Here is a 17,448-nt window from a genome sequence, read left to right as displayed (position 1 = left end):
TTGTGATTAGAGAGTATTTTACATTTTGTCAAGAACGAATGCCCATCCCATTTTAGAGCGACCTTTTCCTCTTGACTTTTCGAACACCATGAAGACCGCCAAGTCACCTTCGGTTAAATCTTCAATTGGGTCATCAGTCATGAACTGAAATTCTTTGTCGCCAGCCAAATTGGTAACAACACCGAACTGATATCTTCTTTGACCTAGAGTATTGTCAACATCTGAGCCATCAGGAGTGTTTCTTTCTCTTGGTCTTTGTTCTACCTGAACTACCGGACCGTTGTCCATTTCAGTTTCGTCAAAGCTTAAGCCCATGTCTTCCAAAATAGCTTCAGCTTTTTCTTTGTACTCGCTTTTGTTCACCAAAATATGAGCAAGGTTCCCTAAAGCAGCTTTCTCATCGTTGTTTTTTAGGTGAGCCAGAGCTAAGTACCATCTGGCTTGCTCTTTGAATGTTGAGAAGTTATTCACAACAGAGTTTAAGCTTTTGATAGCCTCCTCAGACTCGCCAATTTCCATTTGGCTCACACCGAGGTAGAAGTAGTTCATGGCACTTGGCTGCATGGTTACAACTTGTGAGAGTGTTTCAGACGCAGCTTCAAAATTTCCTGCATCGTATGCTACCATGGCTTGCTGCTCTAACGTCAGCGCCTCAGTAGCCGCACCCCTCACTTGTCCAGCCAAGTTGTTGTAAGTTGTGTAGTGCTTGTCGTATAATTCTTGGTTGTTGAGGGAGGAACTGTTGGTTAACCCAACATAGGTGATTGCTGCTATGAGCACTATGCTCGCAGCGATTGAAATTACTTTTTTCATAACAGTCTGATCTTTGGTTGTTTCTTCTTTTTCAATGCGCATTTCAAACTCATTGAAAAGGTCTTTTACGTCCTGACGTGCTTTTTGCTTTACGCTCAGACGAATGTCTTTGAGCTCTTGAAATTCTTGATTGAAGGCGGGATCGTTGAGGAGCCTATTCCTGAAAGCCTTTTTTTCTTCCGCTGAGAGTTTCCCGGAGAGGTACTTCTCAATCAATTCAAAATCACTCATAAAATTTTATTCTAACAGTCTTTTAATTCTTTGAATACACTTGTATTTCAAATTTTTAACTGTGTTGCCATTCTTATAGCCCAGTACTTCAGCGATTTCATCGTTGGATAAATTGTTGAAGTAGAACAATTTCAAAATGTCAGCACAGGGGTTTTGCAGAGTTTCGATGATGCTCCTGACTTTCTCAAGCTTACCTTCTCGGTCTTGCGTTTGATCGTCAATTTCTTCTAGCAGCAAATTGTCTTCAAGCTCTTCGTTGAAAGATAGCCGTGAGTCTCTTCTGGAATCTGACAACAACTTGTTTTTGCCGATGGAATACAGATAAGTTTTTATACCTGCATCATTGATTTCCTCAACAGTGTCTTCTAGAACGTTTTCATAGAAGGAGAGTATAGCGTATTGAAAAATGTCGACCGCCTGCTCTTTTGTACACTTGTGTGAATAGGTGATCCATTTGATGAAACTTACTCGGTACGACCGATAAATCTCTTCTAATGCGTCCCTATCACCTCTTCGAAGCCGCAAGATCAACGAGTTTTCACTCATGCTCTCATTCTTTAGTGATTAGAATTGTAAAATGTCACCCAAATCAGGGAGTTTTTTTTCATTTTTTTTTTCAGACCTGTCATTTCTCTGAAAATTCTCGATTTATAAAAACTAATTGTTATTTATATCTTATTTGAAAAAAAATTTCAGAAAAACTTCTGTCTAAAGGGTGACAATTTCGGTTTTCGATCACTAATAACATACAAGGGAGATGTTATGGGAATGAGATCGTACTACTTAATTGACAACAAGATTCAATCGCTGGAAGAACCGGAGGTTGCCGCTTTGTCAAAAATGAACAAATCAAAATCAGCCACCTTATTGGCTGATCAACAAGTGCTGGTTATCGATGACAGTCCCATCAACCTAATAGTAGCTGAAAAGACTCTATCAAAATTTGGCGCCAAATGTTTCAGGGCAATTTCTGCAAAAGAAGGTCTAAAGGTTTTCCATGAAGAAAAAATAGACCTTGTGCTTATGGATTTGCACATGCCTGTTATAGATGGATTCAAAGGTACCGACCTAATAAGAGAAACAGAAAAGTTTCAAGCTCACCCTGTTCCCATTATGGCTTATACCACTTTTTCACACGATGAGGTAATGGAGGGTATAAAAAAGCACAAGCTTGATGGCTACATTGGCAAACCATTTACTCAAGCTCAGGTCATAGGCTCTATCTTTGAGGTGCTTAGCCTGAGACAGCAAAAGTATAAGCAGGCCTAGCTAATTTTTAAGCCCCTATTCTTACTGCTCTTCTAAATTGTTAATTCAATACCCATAGACTATTTTTGGCACAAAAAGAACGCATGGCCAAAGACAACATCATCTTCGATTTAATTAGCAAGGAGAAAGAACGCCAAACCAAGGGCATCGAACTTATTGCATCAGAGAATTTTGTTTCTAATCAGGTGATGGAGGCCATGGGCTCCGTGCTCACCAATAAATATGCTGAAGGGCTACCTGGTAAGCGGTACTATGGCGGTTGTGAAGTGGTAGATGAAGTTGAGAACATAGCTATCGACAGAATCAAAGAACTATTTGGTGCCACCTGGGCCAATGTGCAGCCTCACTCAGGAGCACAGGCCAATGCCGCAGTGATGCTGGCCTGTTTGAAACCGGGAGATAAGATTCTCGGGTTTGATCTTTCTCATGGCGGACACCTTACACATGGTTCAACGGTAAATTTTTCCGGAAAGCTATATCAGCCATCGTTCTACGGTGTAGAAAAAGAAACCGGTCTAATAGACTGGAATAAAGTTGAGGATACGGCCAAAAAAGAAAGGCCCAAAATGATTATTTGTGGTGCTTCGGCCTATAGCCGCGATTGGGATTACGCTAAGCTTAGAGAAATTGCCGATGCAGTTGGAGCACTTTTATTGGCCGATATTTCCCATCCTTCCGGATTAATCGCCAGAGGTCTTTTGAATGACCCTATAGAGCATTGCCATATTGTAACCACCACTACTCATAAAACCTTGAGAGGGCCTCGTGGTGGATTGATTATGATGGGGCAGGACTTTGAAAACCCTTGGGGGCTTAAAACACCAAAAGGTGAGACCAAAATGATGTCTCAGCTTTTAGACGGAGGGGTGTTTCCCGGTACACAGGGAGGACCCCTGGAGCATGTAATAGCCGCCAAAGCGGTAGCCTTTGGTGAAGCCCTTTCTGACGGTTACATGAACTACATAGTTCAGGTAAAGAAAAATGCAGCAGCTATGGCTTCTGCCTTTGTGAAAAAAGGCTATAACCTTATTTCGGGTGGAACAGACAATCACCTAATGCTGATAGACCTTAGATCCAAAGGGCTAACCGGTAAGCTGGCTGAGGCAGCACTTGGTCATGCCGATATAACCATCAACAAGAATATGGTTCCGTTTGACGACCGATCGCCTTTTGTAACATCGGGAATGAGGGTTGGTACAGCGGCTATTACCAGCAGAGGCCTTGTTGAAGACGATATGCTGAGAATAGTTGAGTTGATTGATGCGGTTTTAATGAACCCCGAAAACGAAGAGAATTTATCTTCGGTGAAAAAAGAAGTTAACCACTGGATGAGTTCGTATCCGTTATTCAAAGCATAATTGGCACTAGATCAACTTCACGATGATGACAAGGAAATGGGTTTCCTTGATCACCTGGAGGAACTAAGGTGGCACCTGGTTCGTTCGGTGGTGGCCATTGTGGTTTTTTCCGTTGCTGCTTTTTTGGCGAAAGACTTTGTTTGGAAAGGAGTAATATTGGCTCCTATATATTCTGATTTCTGGACATACAAACAACTGTGCTATTTAGCAGAGCTCTTTAAAACTCCGGTGTTATGCTTGGGAGATATTCCCATCGATATCCAAAACAGAACCATTACGGGGCAGTTTACCATGCACATTAAATCCTCGTTGGTAATAGGTCTGGTTTTAGCCTTTCCCTACGCTTTTTGGGAAATTTGGAGGTTTGTGAAGCCCGGTTTACGGCACAGCGAGCGTAGTGCTTCAAGAGGTGTGGTTTTAGCTGTTTCTTTTCTATTCATAACAGGTGTTTTGTTCGGTTACTACATTGTTACCCCACTCAGTTTAAACTTTCTGGGCAACTACTCTTTGGTAGATAGCATCGACAACAACATTGATATAACCTCAATTCTCAATACTATAACCACACTAGTATTGGCTTGTGGGTTTATGTTTCAGCTACCCATGGCTACCTATATTCTGTCTAAGGCAGGCATTGTAACGCCTGATCTAATGAAGCGCTACAGAAGGCATTCTATAGTGGTTATTCTTTTGCTTTCGGCTATTATAACCCCGCCCGATGTAATGAGCCAGATACTTATAGCTCTTCCATTGAGCCTCTTATATGAAATAAGCATTGTTATATCTAAAAGGATTAACAAAAAACGGGAACAAGAACTTTACGAATCATAATGAAAATAGGAATAGGTGGCGATCATGCCGGATTTGCTTATAAGCAGCAAGTAAAACAGATGTTAGAAGAGCAGGGCCACGAGGTGAGAGATTTCGGTCCGAATAGCGAAGAGTCTACCGACTATCCTGACTATGTGCACCCACTAGCTTCGGCCATTGAAAGTGGAGAGCTTCAGTTGGGTATTGCCATTTGCGGAAGCGGCAATGGAGTGTGTATGACTGTAAACAAACACCAAAACATTAGAGGTGCTTTAGTTTGGAACACCGAGCTTGCTGCACTGGCTCGCCAGCACAACAATGCCAATGTTGTGTGTATTCCCGCGCGTTTCATAGATCTGGATTTGGCCAAAAGTATAGTGAACACCTTTATCGAAACCAATTTTGAAGGCGGAAGGCACCAGCGTAGAGTTGATAAAATTGCCTGTCAATAAAAAGGCTGTAAAAACAGCATGATGACCGAGAGGGCTATTAGGCTCAGAAAAAAGAGTTCTGCAAGCCATTTGCGCTGAATGTGCAGCAAGAACTCCGTACAAAAATAAGCTAGAGCCAGTGTAAGGGTTACTATTCCTGCTATTTGACCTCCCGATAGAAAGCAAAAAGTAAGAATTCCGAAAATCCCTATCCAGGTAAAAACACGCTTGAGTGTTATTTGCAGGTTAGTCATACCCATACCCGCTAAGTTGCTCGTGCTCGCAACAAAACTAAAGGCCACCGGCAGGCAGAGTCCCATAAGAGCATTGAGAACAAGAGGCTGATTAAAGTCAAAGTCCACTAAGACAGGTGCATAGAGCAGCCAAAAATCAGCCCCCTCTTCCTGAAAAAGAAAAACCATCCATATACCAATTAAGGTAAGGCTAAAGCCCCAAAAAAGAAGAAGATAGCGTCTGCCCAAAGTGCCGGAGTAGAATAGGAACAACAGTAAGGCCAGCACAACATACCAGGCAAAAGGAATGTAGAACAGACTACTTAGTCCCAGAAAAATACCGGCCGTTAGCACGGTCTCGTCACTGTTTCTATAGCGGAGGTGCCGCTGCAGATAAACAAGAGCCAGTAAGAAAAACGTGGAGGCTATTAGTTCTGCACTTAGCCAAAGCACTGATGGATGAAAGCTAAAAAGTATGGTGAAGAGGGCTGCCGGTACGTAAGTGTTTTCTTCGAAGGCCGAATTGCGGATAAGCAAAGCGTTTAGGGTAGTGGCATTTACCAATACAAATGCTGATGCCAGAAACATATTGAGCAAAGGGCTGTTGAACACAAATGCCAGCCCCCACTGCAGTAATCCATAAAGCGGCCCCGCGGCTCCTACAAACAGGTCGGAGGGGAAAGCCACCGTTAGTACTACAGGGTCAGGAACGGCTTTTAGACCAACTAAAGCTATTGCCCGTGAGGCTAGTATAAATAATACAATACCTATAACCCTGAAAGGATCGTTCTGTCTGAAGTAGCGTAACAACCGATTCTTTTTTTGAAAAGGCTAAGGTAAAAAAAGCACTTGAAGGAAAATCAATCAATAAATCAGATATTTGCACAATGGCTACAAAAAGACAGCAGAAGTTTTCCAAATTAATCAAAGAGGAAATCAGTAAAATATTTCAGCACCAATTTTCAGGAGCCTTTTCCGGCAAGCTGGTGACCATTACCGATGTGGAAATGAGCCCCGACCTTGGCTTTGCCAAAATATTTGTGAGTGTGTTTCCTATAATTCATTCCGATCAGATTCTGGATCATATCGAAGAAAATAAAAGCAAAGTACGAGGAGCACTTGGTCGCACCATTGGTAAACAGGTTAGGGTGATTCCCGAATTAGCCTTTTTCCTTGATAGTACGGCCGAGTATGCCTCCAGAATGGATTTACTTATTGATTCGCTCGATATTCCGGAAACAGACCCTACAGACGAAGAAGATTGAATGTATCTACCTTCATAGCCAAGCGGTACTTTACCACCTCCAAAAAAAAGAACTTTATTCAGGTTCTTTCCTGGATATCTATGATTGGTGTAGCCATAGGCACCATGGCTCTTATTGTGGTGCTTTCCGTTTTTAATGGATTGGGCGATGTACTTCGGTCCGTGTACCATACTTATGATGCCGACCTGAAGGTGGTGCCCAAGACCGGTAAGTCTTTTTCTTTGAGCGAGGAGCAGCTCAAACAAATCCGTGAGCTTAACGGGGTATCATCACTTTCCAGAATTATAGAAGACAATGCCGTAGCCGTTTATCGAGACAAACAAGCTGTGGTTCAGATAAGGGGTGTAGAAGAAAGTTTTATGGAAACCGGCAAGCTAGACTCCTTTCTTTGGCGGGGCAAGACAATGCTTAGAGAGCAAGATCAGGAATATGCCGTTTTAGGTGCTGGTCTTTCGGCCGAGCTGGGCATATTAATAGAAAGTGATTTTTACCGCATTGAGCTCATTTACCCCAGAAACTTAAGACCCGGAGCTTTACCTTCTACCAATTCGGTGAGAAGGTTGCGCGTAAAACCCTCCGGCATAGTGAGTATCGATGCGGCCATAGATGAGCGGCTAATGGTTGTTTCCTATCCGGTGGCATCGCGATTACTCGACTACGACAACCGATACACCGCCCTTGAGCTTTACCTGAAACCGGAGGCCAATACCAGCAGAATAGAACAGCAAGTAGCGTCAATAATTGGTGAAGAGTACTCCATACTTGACAGTGATGAGCAACACGGTGATCTTATGAGAGCGGTTAAAATAGAGAAGCTTTTTGCCTACATAGCTCTTTCATTCATTACACTCATTGCCTCTTTCAATATCTTCTTCTCTCTTTCCATGTTGGCCATTGAAAAGAGACGAGACATGGCCATTCTATTTGCCGTAGGAGCCACTCATAAAATCATTCGACAAATATTTTTAAAGCAGGGCATAATTATAGCTTTTGTAGGAGCCATTTTTGGGCTCGTGCTTGGGCTTTCGCTCTGTTATTTGCAAGACCGCTACGGGCTGGTAGGCTTAGGTATGGCCAATGCAGTGGTTTCGGCCTATCCCGTAAAAGTGGTTTGGACGGATGTTTTGCTGGTTACGTTTAGTATTACCCTAATAACTATGGCTACCGCTTACAGGCCAGCCATTTTGGCCAGTAGGCTGAACCCCATAGAGTTCCTCGATTAATTTCTACTATCGTCACAATTCGTTTTTTAAGAAAGGCCTAAAAGCATTATTTTGCGAATCGGTCTAAACAAAAAATGAAGGTATCTACAGCTCAACCTTTCCAGTTAATATACTCCCTTTATCAGCACGAGTATTTAGGGTACTTGTTCGAGTCTTTTGTTATACAGCTCGATGATAAGGGAAGGCTCACCCTGCAACATCAGAACATATCGTCCAAAAATGCACCGGAGTTTGCTTCCGGACTTGATGAGAACGATTACAAGCTCATAAAGCTAATGGATGAAATACAGCAGGAGGCCGTGGTACTTAAGTTCTATAAGAAAAAGACCAAACCGGAAGACTTCTTTCTGAAAGTATATGATAAAGAGCGTGGAGACAAAGTACTGCAGGAAACAATTGAGCAGTATCTGGAAATAAGAAGGGCCAAAATTCTGGAGTTGCTGGGAGGAAAAATGATTTTTGAAATGGGCCGTGATGGTGAGCCGGCCTGGAAGCAGATTCACTGGATAGAAGAAAAGGCCTCGGTACTTTTTCATTTTAGAAGAAACGAAGACAATACCCATTATTTTCCGACCATTAAGCTGTATGGCGAAAAACTGGACTGGCAATATAAAGGAGCCTACCTGGTTTGTTCAGAACCGGGCTGGATGGTGGTAGAGGACAAACTCATTAGCTTCGAAAAAAACATTGATGGCAACAAACTCAAGCCATTTCTCAACAAGAAATTCATTGTAATTCCTCAAAAGGTAGAAGAAACCTATTATCAAAAATTCGTGACCCAATTGGTGGCTAGCTTCGATGTGTATGCCAAAGGTTTTGAGATCAACTCAGTAAAGTATGAGACTCAGCCGGTCATTAATTTTTCAGAACTTGTTCAGGCAAGTAATGGAACTCTTTTCGATAAACCCTCGGGCCATTCGGCTGTTCAAGACCAGGAAGACTCAAAGATCCTATTCAAACTGGGATTCAACTACGGACCATACCAATTCTCTTACGAGAAGCAACCAACGGCTTCAGTAAAACTGGAAAAGCAAAACGGTTCTTACATTTTCCACAAAGTGAGTCGCAATGCAGCCCTGGAGACTGAAACCGTTAACGAATTACAAAAGAGAGGTCTTAAAATTCAGAACGGAAGGGCAACAATGTCTAGATCTCAGGCCTTTAACTGGCTCAATGAGCATAGCGAGTTTTTGAGTGAGCGCGGAATTTTGCTCAAACAAACCGATACCGAGCGAAAGAAATACTTTGTTGGAGAATCGGTATTGGAAATTAAAGTAGAAGAGGGAATCGACTGGTTCGATATTAAGGCCATTGTGCGCTTTGGCCAGTTCGAAATCTCCTTTCAGGAACTGCGCAAACTCATTAACCGGCAAAAAAGAGAGATAAAACTCCCCAATGGAGAAGTTGCTGTAATTCCGGAAGCATGGATTAAAGACTATGCAGAACTGTTTGCCTTTATGGAAGAAACAGGAGACAGCAAGGTACTAAAGCTCAGAAAACACCACCTCTCATTGGTTCAAGACCTGCACAATGGCAACTTAGCTCAAGTGAGCATGAATAGAAAGCTTCATAAGCTGCAAGGGTTTGAAGAAATAGAAGATTATGAAGTGCCAAAGGGTTTTGCCGGTACGTTAAGGCCCTACCAGAAGGCGGGCTATAACTGGATGCGCTTTCTTTCAGAGTATAACTTTGGAGGTTGCCTTGCCGATGATATGGGTTTGGGTAAAACCGTTCAGACACTGGCCCTATTGCAAGCTCAAAAAGAGCTAATCTCGCAGCAGGCATCGCTGCTAATCATGCCGACATCACTTATATACAACTGGCAAATTGAAGCATCTAAGTTTACCCCCGAACTCAAAGTGTTGGTGTATACCGGTACCGGAAGAGACAAAAATGCCGAACAATTTGCCAATTACGACTTGGTGGTTACCTCATACGGCATCACCCGTATCGATATAGACATTCTTTCCAGTTATTACTTCAACTACGTTATTCTCGATGAGTCGCAGGCCATAAAAAACCCCGATTCGCTTATTGCCAAATCAGTAAACAAACTCAAGTCCAGGCACAGGCTTATTCTTACCGGTACACCTTTAGAAAATAGCACCTTCGATCTGTGGTCTCAGATGAGCTTCATCAACCCAGGCCTGCTCGGTACGGCCAAATATTTTAAAAACGAGTTTCAACTACCCATTGAGAAGAAGGCCGATGTGGAAAAAACGCGCAAACTCAATGTCATTATTAAGCCCTTTATACTCCGCAGACAAAAGTCGCAGGTAGCCAAAGATTTGCCTGAAAAGTTTGAGAGTGTGAAGTATAGTCAAATGACCCCGGAGCAGGAAGAAAGATACGAGGAGGTAAAATCGCACTATCGCAACCAAATACTCGATACTATTGAAAAAAGTGGTATCAAAAAGTCCCAATTGCTTTTGCTACAGGGACTTACCAAACTCAGGCAAATTGCCAATCACCCTAAAATGGTAGAGCCGGACTATACCGGAGACTCTGGCAAGCTGGAAGACATTACTTATATGATTGAGTCGGCTATTAGCGAAGGCCACAAGATTCTCATATTTAGTCAGTTTGTTAAGCACCTGGGACTTATACGCGAGTATCTTGAGGACAAGCAGATAGAATTTGCTTATTTGGATGGGTCAACCAAGGACAGGCAGGGGCAGGTAGAAAAGTTTCAGGAGAATGACCATATAAAGGTTTTTCTTATTTCACTAAAGGCCGGAGGGTTGGGTCTTAATTTGACCAAGGCCGACTATGTGTTTTTACTAGACCCCTGGTGGAACCCTGCCATTGAAGAGCAGGCGGTTGACAGAGCTCATCGAATTGGACAAAAGAAAACGGTATTTACCTATAAGTTCATAACCCGCAATTCGGTAGAAGAAAAAATTCTGGCTTTGCAGAAAAACAAACTCAAGCTTGCCAACGAGTTGATAACCACCGAAGAGAGCTTTATTAAGAAGTTGACAGCCGAAGACATTTCCGAGCTATTGCAGTAATGCTCCAGTTCAGATGCACTATATTGAACACTTATGGCTAAAGCAAAGTCGGTATACATCTGCCAAAATTGTGGTGCCTCTTCCGCCAAGTGGATAGGCAAATGTCCCTCTTGCAACGAGTGGAATACCTACTCCGAAGAAGTTATTTCCAAAACCAAAACAACCGAAACCTCGTGGCGCGAAGATTCGGGCGCACGCGTGCATCAAAAACCAGTGAATATTCGGGAAGTAGAAAAAAGCTCGGAAGAGCGACTCATTACCTACGATAACGAGCTGAACAGGGCGTTGGGAGGAGGTATTGTGGCCGGCTCATTGGTGCTCATTGGTGGCGAACCAGGCATTGGTAAATCTACACTCATGCTTCAGTTGGCCTTGGCCGCACGCAAGAAGAAAGTACTCTATGTAAGTGGAGAAGAAAGCCAGCAACAGATTAAGATGAGGGCAGAACGCATAGGCATTCAAACAGACCAATGTTTTGTACTTTCCGAAACTAATACACAAAACATCTTCTATCAGATCAAAAATGTAAAGCCTGATTTACTTATTATAGACTCTATCCAGACTTTACATACCGAAAGAATAGAAAGTGCTGCCGGCTCTGTGTCGCAAGTCAGGGAGTGCACCGGAGAGTTAATGAAGTTTGCCAAGGAAACCCAAACACCTGTTTTTCTAATAGGTCACATTACAAAAGAAGGAAGCATAGCCGGGCCAAAGGTGTTGGAGCACATGGTAGATACGGTGTTGCAATTCGAAGGAGACAGGCACCTCTCGTACCGCATTTTGCGGACCGTCAAGAACCGGTTCGGCTCTACATCTGAGTTGGGTATTTACGAAATGCAAACCAATGGATTGCGTCAGGTTTCCAATCCATCGGAAATTCTTATTTCTCAGAAGGCTGATGACCTGACCGGCATAGCTATTGGTGCCACCATTGAAGGTAACAGGCCATTGCTTATAGAAATACAATCGTTGGTAAGCTCAGCTACATACGGCACGCCACAACGCAGTTCAACGGGCTTTGATGCCAAGAGGCTCAACATGCTATTGGCCGTGCTTGAAAAACGTGGCGGCCTTCGGTTTGGTGCACAGGATGTATTTCTGAACGTTGCCGGGGGTATACGTATAGATGAGCCTGCCCTCGACCTGGCCGTTTGTGCTTCTCTGGTAAGCGCATATCACGACATAGCCATCTCCGATAAAGTGGCCTTTGCCGCAGAAGTTGGCCTGGGAGGGGAGATTAGAGCCGTGAATCGTATTGAGAGTAGAATTGCCGAGGCAGAAAAGCTGGGTTTTGAAGAAATCTATATTTCAAAGTTCAACACCAAAGGGCTAGACCTAAAGGGCAAAAAGGTAAGCATAAAGCCGTTTTCGAAACTCAAGGAGGTATTTGAAGACCTAATGGGTTAGAGTCCAAAACCAGCTCTACCCTGAAGCCCCCCGGTGTGGATGGCCAGCACCTTAGAGCCCTTCTTAATTTCTCCTTTGTGAATCATATCCAGCATACCATAAAGCATTTTTCCGGTATACACAGGGTCGAGCAAAAGGTCAAATTCGTCTTCCATGGTTTTTATAAACTGCATCAACTCTGGCTTTACTTTGGCATAGCCTCCAAAATGGTAATTGTTCTGTACAAACCAATTGTGGTGGTGCTTAGCTCCACAGTATTCTAACAGACGATTGACTTCACCGGCCAAAAAAGAACCTTTCAAGGCACTGAAACCTACAACCTGCCCCCTATTTTGCAAGCCCATTATTAAGCCCGCCATAGTGCCTCCGGTACCAACAGGCAAGCAATAATAGTCGAAGCTTTCGGGAATGTGTGTGGCTATCTCTTGTGAGCCTCTGATGGCCTGCGCATTGGTTCCCCCTTCAGGAATAAGGTAGAAATAGCCAAACTCATCTCTGAGCCTCTCTAGAAACTCAGGCGTGTCCTTAGCCCTGTAGCTGGTTCTATCTACATACCTCAGCTGCATATCCTGTTCTTGGGCAAATTGTAAGGTAGGGTTGAGAGACTGCTGAGCTTCTCCGCGAATTAGGCCAATGCTCCTAAACCCGAAGAGGTTAGCTGCTGCAGCAACGGCATAAATATGATTCGAATAAGCTCCTCCAAAAGTTAAAAGGGAGGTGAAGCCCTCTTTATTGGCCTGCATTAAATTATGCTTCAGCTTAAACCACTTGTTTCCCGAAATTTTGGGGTGGGTTTTATCCAACCGTAGAATTCGCAAGTCTACCTGGTTCTCTTCAGCAATCGGGTGAAGTAATTTTTCTATCGGAAGCCGTTCGTTGATCACTGAAAAGTTCATGAGGCAAACATACAAAATACGCCAATTGGTTAATCTTTCTGAGTTGGGCACCCATATAAACAAGCGAGAAGAGAGGTGAATAGAATTTTCTCAAATGCGATTGTCAATTATTGACCTAAATTTGTAGCTGAATGGAAGAACAGGAAGAGCTTTTTGAGCATCACAGACTGGTGTGCGACCCAGGCCAGGAGCCGTATCGTATCGATAAGTTTTTGATGGACCGACTACCCAACGTAACCCGCAATAAGGTGCAACAGGGCATTAAAGATGGTTTTGTCAAGGTAAACGGTAAAGAGGTAAAACCCAATTACAAAGTACATCCGGGCGATGAAATTGTGGTGGAACTGCCGGAGCCACCGCGTGACACCGATGTAGTTCCTGAAAATATTCCGCTCAATATTGCCTACGAAGACGATCATATATTGGTCGTAAATAAGGAAGCGGGTATGGTGGTGCACCCGGCCTATAATAACTGGACAGGCACTTTGGTGAATGCATTGGCTTACCACTTTCAGCAGTTGCCCACCATGGAAGGTAATGATGGACGCCCCGGACTGGTGCATAGGATAGACAAAGACACCTCGGGCCTTCTGGTAATTGCCAAAACCGATAAGGCTATGAATAGCCTGGCCAAACAGTTTTTCGATCATAGCATAGAAAGAACCTACTATGCGCTGGTTTGGGGTGTGCCGGCACAAGAGAAAGGAACCATAGATGTGCATTTGGGCAGAAGCGAAAAAGACAGACGAGTAACAGTGGCCATTGAAGATGGTTCTCGCGGAAGAAATGCCATTACACACTATAAAGTACTGAAAGATCTTCGGTACGTATCCCTCATTCAGTGTAATCTGGAAACGGGCAGAACACACCAAATTAGGGCACATATGAAGCACATTGGCCATCCGTTGTTTAACGATGCTACCTATGGAGGCGATAAAGTGCTAAAAGGAACTCAATTCTCTAAGTATAAGGCATTTGTAGAAAATGCCTTTAAGCTCATGCCGAGACAAGCCCTCCATGCCAAATCGCTAGGCTTTAAGCATCCGGTATCGGGTAAGTTCGTGCAGTTCGACTCAGAGCTACCGGACGATTTCAGGGCGGTAATTGAAAAGTGGGAAAACTATGTACAATACGAATAGGGCTACTAACCCACCACGTAGGTAAGAATGGCATACAGATGAAACCCTGTTCCCCCCAACACAAATAGATGCCATATGGCATGGTGGAAGGGGAGCTTTTTCATGACATAAAAAATGACTCCTGTCGTATACGACAGCCCACCATAAAGCATAAGGTTTACCACCTGAGCATTAAGCACGGTGGCCAGCTCATCGAACATCACAAAACCCAGCCATCCCATACCCAAGTAAGAGGCCAACGAGAGCTTTTCTAGTTTACCCGTGTAAAAAACTTTAAAAACAATACCCGCAAGCGCAATTAGCCAAATGGCCCAAAGCAGGTTTTTGCCCAGTGCTGTGTGGCCCAGCACCCCCCAACAAAAGGGAGTAAAGGTGCCGGCAATTAGCAGGTAAATTGAAATATGGTCGAGTTTTTTGAACAGAAGTTTCTGTTTCTTACTCTTCACACTGTGGTAGAGTGTTGAAGCCAGATAAAGCGTGACCACGGAGAGCAGAAAAACCAGACAACTCCAAAACACCGAGGAATCAATCTCCTGATGCTTAGTAAACAGGTAAATCATTCCACCAATGCCGGCCAATATGCCTAAACCATGCGAAAGGGCATTGGCAAGTTCCTCTTTTGGGCTATAGGCTTCTGTAGTTGCAGGCTTTTTCATACCGGCAGCTTTTCTCCACAAAATTTACAAAATAGCGCCTCACTGTCATGGCCTTTCGAGGCGCACTTCAGGCACGCTTTTTCTTTCTGTTTGTTTTGGTCTTTCTGAAGCTCTACGGTAACAATTCCTGTGGGAACAGCAATAATGGCATAGCCCAAAATCATTACAAAAGAAGCTATGGTTTGGCCGAGAATGGTTTGCGGAGCAATGTCTCCATAACCCACGGTGGTGAGCGTAACAATGGCCCAGTAAATGCTCAGCGGAATACTGCTAAAACCATTCTCTCTACCTTCCACCAGATACATTACCGTGCCCAGCATGATTACCAGCATAAGCACAGTACCCATAAATACCGTAATCTTGTGTCTACTGGCTTTGATTGCCCTACCCAGTTGTTCTCCCTCACCAACAAAGCGGCCTAGTTTTAAAATTCGGAATACACGCAGCAATCGCATAGCCCGGATAATGAGCAGATATTGTGTTCCGGCAAAAAAGAAACTAAGGTAAGTGGGCAGTAGAGACAGTAAGTCTATGAGTCCGTAAAAGCTGAAGATGTACCTTCTTCTTTTGTCGGTTACGTAGATTCTCACAATGTACTCCAGGCTAAAAATTACCGTAAAAAACCACTCCAGATACTTAAAAAATATGCCATACCGCTGGTTAATGCTGTAAACACTTTCCAGCATTACGGCCAATACGCTAATGAGAATAGCAATCAGCAGGCCGACATCGAAAGCCTTACCTGCTGGTGTATCTGTACCGAATATGATTATATAAAGCTTCTTTCTAAAACTCATTCTTCAGTTTTGATCCTGAAACTTGGGGCTCTATAATCTTCCGGCAAATAGCTTTGCGGAATGGTGCTTTGATTACCATCTCTGTGCGCACCATAATGTGGCGACATAATTTCTACCCCGGCCTCATTAAACTTGTCCTGAATATTTTTGTGCAGCTCCGAATAAATTAGTGCCATTTTCTGAATCTCACGCGTACGGGCATTGAGCTGGTAGCTCACATAGAAATCGTCCAGGCTGGTTTGCAGCACAAACGGATGTGGCTTTTTCTTTATATGCTCAGTAGCCAGAGCGGCCTCTACCAGCAGTTTGTGTACTTCGCGCCACGGCACATCGTAGCCAATAGTTACTGTGGTATGCAATATAAGGCCTTCTTCTTCATTGGCGGTGGTGTAGTTTATGGTGTGGCTGTTGATCATCTGCGAATTGGGAATAGTGATGATCTCGTTTTTAATGGTTTTTATTTTGGTGTTGAGTAAAGCCTTTTCCTTCACATCGCCAATTACCTCACCAATTTTTACACGGTCGCCAATTTTAAACGACCGCATATAAGTAATCACCAACCCGGCAATAATATTGGAGAATGCTCCGGCACCACCCAATGCTACTAACAAACCAAAAAAGGTAGAAACCCCTTTGAATATCTCTGAGTTGCTCATGGGCAACAGGGGCCAAATACCAATAAAAGCAAGAGCAATAAAGATAGCCCTCACAATATTAAAAGTTGGGCTCGCCCACTCCGGGTAAAAGCCCTTAATTTCCAGTCTGCCCGTGGCTACCTCTTTCTTAAAGAAGCTAAGCAACTTGAGGAAGTATTTTAAAATAACCACTATAACTATGATAAACAGCAGGTTGGGGATATAACCCACTATTTTGTGGCCTAAGGCAACCAGCGGGTCTACCACATAGTGTATAAGCTTATTGGCCAGGCCCTGGGTCCATGGGAAAAGAGCAAAAAGTGCCGGCAGTAGCAGATAAATAATAAAAAGGAGTAGGGCATATTTCGCCACAGTGAGCAGCCAACCGGCTATAAGCAGTTGCTTCTCTACAGTGAGCAATTCATATTGCTTTACCTTAAAGCCTTTAAAAACCTTGCCTTTTTGTGCCTGTAGCTTAAAAGCCAGCAGTCTGAACAGGCGGTTATAGTACTTTAAACCAAAAATAAACAGCCCTATAATGAGCAGGGCTATACCAATATTTACAAATAGCAGGTTACTAAAGCCTTCTTCTTCCTGAGTAAGGGCATTCTTCAATAAGTCTTTGTAATACTCTGTGGTAGCTCTGCGGCTAAGGCCCAGGGCCTGCGCATCGGCATCGTTTATACTCAGTATAATTTGGTCTTGGCACAGAATGTCGTTAACCTCCTGATTATACTCCACTTTGAGCGGAGTAATATCCAGGTTTACGTTTTCCAGAGCGGTGAGCTTCTCGCGTACGCGGGCTGCCCGTTCTTCCAGAGAGTATGGGCCAATACCTTTAAACAGAAAGATGGTAGAATCGGCATCTACCGGAAACCCACCCTTTTCAACCATAGGGTGAATGGTCTTTTGTTGTACCGCACTATCAACAACCATCGGTTGCTGTGCCGTTTGCCAAAAGAAACTGACAAGGAGAAGCAGCGTTTTCATTACTCTTCAATATAAAGCATTTGCAAGTTTGCTCAATAAAGTTGGAAGATTATCTACGCAATCCAAATATTGTTTGGGTTTGGGGTGAGGGAGCCTATGGACTTAATTGGGTAGAATCTAATCCGGTAATAGTTGTGACTAGCATTCAAATTGTATCTTAGCTGAGGTCTTCACGCGGAAGCCGTAACTGTTTACTTGTTGTGACTAGCATTCAAATTGTATCTTAGCTGAGGAATGGAACTGGCTGTTAAGTATGGCCAATCGTTGTGACTAGCATTCAAATT

The 17,448-nt window shown here is 43.5% G+C and carries 16 protein-coding genes; 9 read left to right on the top strand and 7 right to left on the bottom strand.

Features of this window, described 5'->3' with window-relative positions:
• Positions 1-18: 18 nt before the first annotated feature.
• Together B3O12_RS02925 and B3O12_RS02920 are read right to left on the bottom strand one after the other, a co-directional pair.
• On the bottom strand, positions 19-1,044 hold the full coding sequence (locus B3O12_RS02925; RefSeq protein ID WP_286755233.1) for a tetratricopeptide repeat protein: 1,026 nt from the start codon (positions 1,042-1,044) through the stop codon (positions 19-21).
• A 6-nt stretch (positions 1,045-1,050) separates the two neighbouring features.
• Positions 1,051-1,590, bottom strand: coding sequence for an RNA polymerase sigma factor (locus B3O12_RS02920; RefSeq protein ID WP_189628770.1), 540 nt, complete (start codon positions 1,588-1,590; stop codon positions 1,051-1,053).
• 222 nt (positions 1,591-1,812) lie between these two features.
• Between B3O12_RS02920 and B3O12_RS02915 the strand changes: the two genes are divergently transcribed.
• The 4 genes from B3O12_RS02915 (at position 1,813) to rpiB (ending at position 4,933) form a co-directional block, all read left to right on the top strand.
• A complete protein-coding gene (locus B3O12_RS02915) occupies positions 1,813-2,313 on the top strand; it encodes a response regulator (RefSeq protein ID WP_189628769.1) in 501 nt (166 codons plus the stop codon).
• Between the two features lie 83 nt (positions 2,314-2,396).
• The gene (gene glyA, locus B3O12_RS02910; RefSeq protein ID WP_286755363.1) at positions 2,397-3,671 is read left to right on the top strand and encodes a serine hydroxymethyltransferase; all 1,275 of its coding nucleotides are present in this window, start codon (positions 2,397-2,399) and stop codon (positions 3,669-3,671) included.
• Positions 3,672-4,502 (top strand): twin-arginine translocase subunit TatC, encoded by an 831-nt coding sequence (gene tatC, locus B3O12_RS02905; protein WP_286755232.1) that lies wholly within the window; start codon positions 3,672-3,674, stop codon positions 4,500-4,502.
• Positions 4,502-4,933, top strand: a complete 432-nt coding sequence (rpiB, locus tag B3O12_RS02900; RefSeq protein WP_286744560.1) for a ribose 5-phosphate isomerase B — start codon at positions 4,502-4,504, stop codon at positions 4,931-4,933. Before tatC ends, rpiB begins: the two co-directional genes overlap by 1 nt.
• On the opposite strand, the gene B3O12_RS02895 is transcribed toward rpiB, so the two are convergent.
• Positions 4,927-5,955, bottom strand: coding sequence for a hypothetical protein (locus tag B3O12_RS02895; RefSeq protein WP_286755231.1), 1,029 nt, complete (start codon positions 5,953-5,955; stop codon positions 4,927-4,929). The two genes, rpiB and B3O12_RS02895, sit on opposite strands and share 7 nt — an antisense overlap.
• Before the next feature lie 77 nt (positions 5,956-6,032).
• Between B3O12_RS02895 and rbfA the strand changes: the two genes are divergently transcribed.
• From rbfA to radA, 4 genes are all read left to right on the top strand, one after another.
• A complete protein-coding gene (gene rbfA, locus B3O12_RS02890; RefSeq protein ID WP_286755230.1) occupies positions 6,033-6,410 on the top strand; it encodes a 30S ribosome-binding factor RbfA in 378 nt (125 codons plus the stop codon).
• Complete coding sequence (locus tag B3O12_RS02885) at positions 6,407-7,633, top strand: ABC transporter permease (RefSeq protein WP_189628764.1); 1,227 nt, start codon at positions 6,407-6,409, stop codon at positions 7,631-7,633. Before rbfA ends, B3O12_RS02885 begins: the two co-directional genes overlap by 4 nt.
• A 74-nt stretch (positions 7,634-7,707) precedes the next feature.
• The gene (locus tag B3O12_RS02880) at positions 7,708-10,644 is read left to right on the top strand and encodes a DEAD/DEAH box helicase (protein ID WP_189628763.1); all 2,937 of its coding nucleotides are present in this window, start codon (positions 7,708-7,710) and stop codon (positions 10,642-10,644) included.
• Between the two features lie 33 nt (positions 10,645-10,677).
• On the top strand, positions 10,678-12,051 hold the full coding sequence (gene radA / locus B3O12_RS02875; RefSeq protein ID WP_286755229.1) for a DNA repair protein RadA: 1,374 nt from the start codon (positions 10,678-10,680) through the stop codon (positions 12,049-12,051).
• Here the strand turns inward: radA and B3O12_RS02870 are convergent.
• Entirely contained in the window at positions 12,048-12,947 is a 900-nt protein-coding gene (locus B3O12_RS02870; RefSeq protein ID WP_286755228.1) for a 1-aminocyclopropane-1-carboxylate deaminase/D-cysteine desulfhydrase, read from the bottom strand. The genes radA and B3O12_RS02870 overlap by 4 nt on opposite strands.
• A 131-nt stretch (positions 12,948-13,078) precedes the next feature.
• Between B3O12_RS02870 and B3O12_RS02865 the strand changes: the two genes are divergently transcribed.
• The gene (locus B3O12_RS02865) at positions 13,079-14,086 is read left to right on the top strand and encodes an RluA family pseudouridine synthase (protein ID WP_189628760.1); all 1,008 of its coding nucleotides are present in this window, start codon (positions 13,079-13,081) and stop codon (positions 14,084-14,086) included.
• A gap of 5 nt (positions 14,087-14,091) precedes the next feature.
• On the opposite strand, the gene trhA is transcribed toward B3O12_RS02865, so the two are convergent.
• The 3 genes from trhA to B3O12_RS02850 are packed head-to-tail and all read right to left on the bottom strand — an operon-like array spanning position 14,092 to position 17,164.
• On the bottom strand, positions 14,092-14,742 hold the full coding sequence (trhA, locus tag B3O12_RS02860) for a PAQR family membrane homeostasis protein TrhA (RefSeq protein WP_286755227.1): 651 nt from the start codon (positions 14,740-14,742) through the stop codon (positions 14,092-14,094).
• Positions 14,739-15,539 carry an ion transporter gene (locus tag B3O12_RS02855; RefSeq protein WP_189628758.1) on the bottom strand — a complete coding sequence of 267 codons (801 nt, stop codon included), beginning with the start codon at positions 15,537-15,539 and terminating at the stop codon, positions 14,739-14,741. The genes trhA and B3O12_RS02855 overlap by 4 nt, the downstream gene beginning before the upstream one ends.
• Positions 15,536-17,164, bottom strand: a complete 1,629-nt coding sequence (locus tag B3O12_RS02850; protein ID WP_189628757.1) for a mechanosensitive ion channel family protein — start codon at positions 17,162-17,164, stop codon at positions 15,536-15,538. Before B3O12_RS02850 ends, B3O12_RS02855 begins: the two co-directional genes overlap by 4 nt.
• Positions 17,165-17,448: the final 284 nt, after the last annotated feature.

Source organism: Roseivirga sp. UBA838, assembly GCF_002296035.1.
GTDB lineage: Bacteria > Bacteroidota > Bacteroidia > Cytophagales > Cyclobacteriaceae > Roseivirga > Roseivirga thermotolerans.
Note: the sequence above shows the minus strand (reverse complement) of the source record. Positions and strands in the feature narration are given on the sequence as shown.